A 4,514-nucleotide genomic window follows, 5' to 3' on the forward strand; every position below is an offset into this window, starting at 1 on the left:
AACACCGAACACCGAACACCGAACACCGAACACCGAACACCGAACACCGAACACCGAACACCGAACACCGAACACCGGTCTTCGGCCTGTCGCCGGACTGGCTCCTGGAGGACGGGCGTCCGCTCGCGACCGCCACGGTGCTGTCCCACCCCGAACAGTTGGAGAGGCTGCGCGCGGCCTGTCCTGAGGCGGTGCCCACGGCGGTACTCGCCGGGGATCCTTGCTACGACCGTATCCTCGCCGCCCTCCCCCAACGGGACCGTTTCCGCCGTGCACTGGGCGTGGGGCCCGGCCAGCGGCTGATCGTCGTCAGCTCGACCTGGGCACCGCGTTCCCTCTTCGGCGGTACCGGGGCAGGAGGAGCGGGCGAGCCAGGTGCGGATGATCTGCTGCCCTGGCTGTTGTCGCGTCTGGCGGCGGAGCTGCCGGCCGACGAGTACCGCACGACCGCTGTGCTGCATCCGAACATCTGGTACGGCCACGGTCCTGGCCAGGTCCGTGCGTGGCTGGACAACGCGCGGCGAGCCGGACTTGAGGCGATCCCGCCGCTCGACGGGTGGAGACAGGCCCTGATCGCCGCCGACTGTGTCCTGGGGGACCACTCAAGCGTCACCTACTACGCGGCGTCCATAGGCATCCCCGTCCTCCTCGGAGCGTTCCCCCAGGAAGACCTCGACCCCCACTCCCCGGTGGCAGCCCTCGGCCGTACGGCACCCCGGCTCCTCCCCCACGGCAGCCTCCGCGCACAGATCGACCGAGCCATCGCCTCATACAACCCCGGCCACTACAAGGAGCTGGCGGAGCAGACCAGTTCGTCACCAGGAGAGTCGGCCGCCCTGCTGCGCCGCCTGTTCTACGACCTCATGGACATACCCGAGCCCGCAGCGCACCCGGCACTGCTCGACCCGCTGCCGCTGCCGCCGTACATTCCCGCCCGCGTCACCGCGCCGATCCGCGTCCTCGCCCAGCGGATCAGTACGGATCCGCCGGAACTCTCCCTCGTCCGGTACGCCGTCGTCGGCGACGAGCCCGATCCGTCGGAAGACCCGGCGGTGCGGGCGGACACCACGCACACTGTGGCCGACGAGGAGACAAGGGAGACCGGTCGGTTGCGCGTCGCCGACGTCGTCGTACGGCATGCGGCCGGGGACGACCCACGGCTCGGCCCGCCGACTGTCTGGGCCTCGGAGGCGCTCGACCGCTACCCGTACTGCGGTCTGGTCGCCTACGTCGACGGCCCGGACCGCTGTGTCGTACGCACCCGCGGGGGAGACCTCGTACGGCTGTCCGCCACGGCCGACCCCGACGGGCGGCCCGACCTGTGCGATCCCGCCGTCTACGCCTCCGCGCTTTACGCCTGGACGGCGAGCGGCAAACCGTTGGCGCTGGCTGTCCCGGAGATCACCGTGCGCACGGGCGGGGTGGCGCACCGCGTCGCCGTCGAACCGCTCTCTCCGTCCTCACCGTGAGTCGGCCCTCACGCCTCCACCTCAGCCAGCCGCGCCCGCACCCGTTCGAGGCCGGCCGGGTCCTCGTTCTCCTCGAAGCACGCGACAGCGGCGCGTAGATCTTCCGCTTCCTGTGCCGGGCGGCCAGCGCCGCGATGGCACTCCGCCCTCGCCACGAGGGCGTCGGCGAGCTGCAGCCCCGCGCCCGCCTCGGTCATGGCCTTGACGGAGTTGTCCAAGCACACGCGCGCGAGTTCCGCGTCTCCGGAGTCCAGGTGCGCGTCGCCCAGACTCATGTAGACACGGCCCTCGTTGTAGGGGTCGCCGCCCGGCAGGTCGCGCAACCGCGCGAGGGCGTCGTTCAGCCGGGCGACGGCGGCGGCGAACTGCCGCTGCTTGGTCTGGGTACGGCCGATGTGGTGCTCCAGCAGGGCGGTGGCACGGGGCACGTCGTCCCAGCCGTCCTCACCCTGGCCGATACCGTCCAGAATCCGCTGCGCCTCCTCGAAGCACCGCTGGGCCGCCACGTACTCCCACTGCCTGAGACGGAGCAGCCCCAGAGCCTCGACGGCGGTCGCCTCCCCGCGGTGATGGCCGCATGCCCGGTCCGCGGCCCTGGCCTCCTTGAGGGCGTCCTCGGCAGCGGCCACCTGGCCAAGCCCCATGTAGCCGAAGGCGAGTTGCGTCCACATGCGGCCCACCGCACGCGGATCACCGAACTCCTCCACCACGCTGCGCCGCGCGGCCTCGACTCCGAGCAGATGCGTGTCGGTCCACTGCGCGTGGAAACCGAGCAGCAGATGCAAACCCCACATGGCCTCGCACAGCTGCCATACGAGGTCGTGGAAGCCGTGGTGCGCGGCGGCCTTGATGACGGCCGCGAGGTTCTCCCGCTCACGGCGTAGTTCCGCCAGCGCGCGTTTGCCGTCCGCCCGGTCACGGCGCTCCGGGAGTGCAAGCCGCCGGTAGGCGGGGCCGAGCCGCCACCGCAGCGGCATGACCCGGAAGTCCGCGCCCGCCGCGAAGCGCAGATGCGCTACCGCCACCCGGCGGGCCGCCGCGGCCATGCTGGCGTGACCGTCCTCAGCGTCCGCGAGCTCACGAGCGTGCGCCCGGGTCAGGTCGTGGAACCGGTAACGCTCCTCCCCGACCTCCTCCAGCAGATGTACGCGGGCCAGTTGCTCAAGCAGCGCCCGGGCTTCGGCCTCGGGGACGCCTGCGGCGTGCGCGGCGCACATGACGCTCACGGCCGGCCATGCCCACACCGCGATCGCGCGGTAGAAGGCAGCGCAGCCGGGCGTCAGTTCACCGTAGGAGACATCCTGGGCGAGGCGAACGGGATCCGCCGGATTTCCCGAAGCGTCAGGACTTCCCTCTCGCATGGCGGCGCCCTCCTGGTCGTGGCCACGGATCCGGTCGGACAGCTGTCGCGCGACGCGCTCCCAGGTCAGGTGCTCCCGGACGGCCAGGCTGGCGCCCGCGGTGCACACCGCGAGGGGAATCCCGCCGGTGCCTTCCACCACAGCACGGACGAGCTCATCCGGGGCAGGCGGGCGGTCTCCTCCGACGACCCGCCTGATCAAACTGGCGGAGTCCTCGGTCGACAGCGGCCCCAGAGGCAGCGGCCGAGCCCCGTACTCGCCCACGAGGCGCCCCAGCCGATGCCGGCTGGTCACCAGCACGAGACACCCCGGCGAGGCAGGAAGAAACGGAAGGACCTGGGCGTCGCCACGAGCGTTGTCCAGGACGACGATCACGCGCCGGCCAGCCATACAGTCGCGGTACAGATCCCGCTGCCGCGCCTCGTCACCCGGCACCTTGGCGGTCGGAACCCCGAGCCGCTCCAGGAACCGCGCGAGCACCTCGGAAGGCGAAAGCGCCGTACCCGAAGCACTGTTCAGGTCCACGAACAGGGCACCGTCAGGGAACCGCGCCTCCAGCTCGAACGCGCACTGGACGGCGGCGGCAGTCTTGCCGATACCACCCGGCCCGGTGAGAACGGCGATCGTCGGCGCACCCGGCGGCCGTCCCTCCTCGTCCAGCAATGCAGTGATCCACGCGAGCACATCCGCGCGGTCGGTGAACACCGCACTCGCAGGCGGCAGCATCTGCGGACGAGAGGCACCGTGCGCCACAGAAGGCACGGCCCTCGGCACCAGCCACGAGGCTTCACGGACCCACTGCGTCACCTCGCGCGCCGACTCCGGGGAACTGCGGGCGATTTCCATCAGCCGTAACGCGGCCGCCGTCCGCTCGGTCTCGGTGACGGGCAGGGCAGGTTGGCTCAGACCTCTCCCTCCGGCCCCGGCGTCCGCTTCACCATCCTCGGCGCGGCCACGGCTCAGCAGGTCGAAGAGCCTCTCGGAGGTCCGCCTGCCCATCTCGCCACCCGCTCCGGAAAGAGCACCCGAAGTGACCGTACCGACAGCTGAGAGCACCATGCCCGTCAACAGTTCCACTCTGGACTCCCCCAACTCGCCATTCCCGCAATGATATCGACGAGATCTGAATGACGGCTTGGAACGCCAACGCCATGAGCCCGACACCAGTACTACAGCCGCAGATCTTGAACCGGCGGTCAGAACCGGTCAGCCTCGATCGTCGAGACGCTGGCTGCTTCGTCTGGCAGGCGGCACGGTCGAGGGTGGTCACCCCGTAGGCGTCGAACCGATCAGCTTCGATCAGGGCAACGAAGACCTGCGGCTGTAGTACCAGCCTCGCGCTTTCATGAGGTTTGATGTCCGACGGGTGGTCAGACAAACGAAATGTGCCTCTGCCCGACAATGCCGGTGATTTAGGGTGTTATCGCAGGTGAGGATAGGCGTCCTGGGTTCCCGGTGACTTTGAGTAAGTAGCTGACGTGGCGGGAGGGCGGGGCTCGTCCCAGCGTTTGGCTTCGAAGGTGTTCCTCGGTGGTTTCTTGAGCCGTTGGCAGCGGATGGCGTCCCTGTGGTCGTGGTGTGCCGATCAAGGCGGGGGTGTGCGCGGATGTCAATCCCCTCGGACTGTGGAGATCTTCTAAGCGGCCAGCTCCAAGGCGGAGTTGGCTCGGTGGTCGTGTTCGTA

2 protein-coding genes are annotated in these 4,514 nt (G+C 69.8%); one reads left to right on the forward strand and one right to left on the reverse strand.

Going from position 1 to position 4,514, the window contains the following annotated elements; translation table 11 throughout:
• Nucleotides 1-1,469, forward strand: a 1,469-nt coding sequence (locus AC5P09_RS46590) for a hypothetical protein (protein ID WP_493879745.1), incomplete at its 5' end; no start/stop codon positions are given.
• Between the two features lie 8 nt (nucleotides 1,470-1,477).
• Here the strand turns inward: AC5P09_RS46590 and AC5P09_RS46595 are convergent.
• Entirely contained in the window at nucleotides 1,478-3,829 is a 2,352-nt protein-coding gene (locus AC5P09_RS46595; protein ID WP_493879746.1) for an XRE family transcriptional regulator, read from the reverse strand.
• Between the last annotated feature and the right edge of the window lie 685 nt (nucleotides 3,830-4,514).

Source organism: Streptomyces sp. a15, assembly GCF_059026085.1.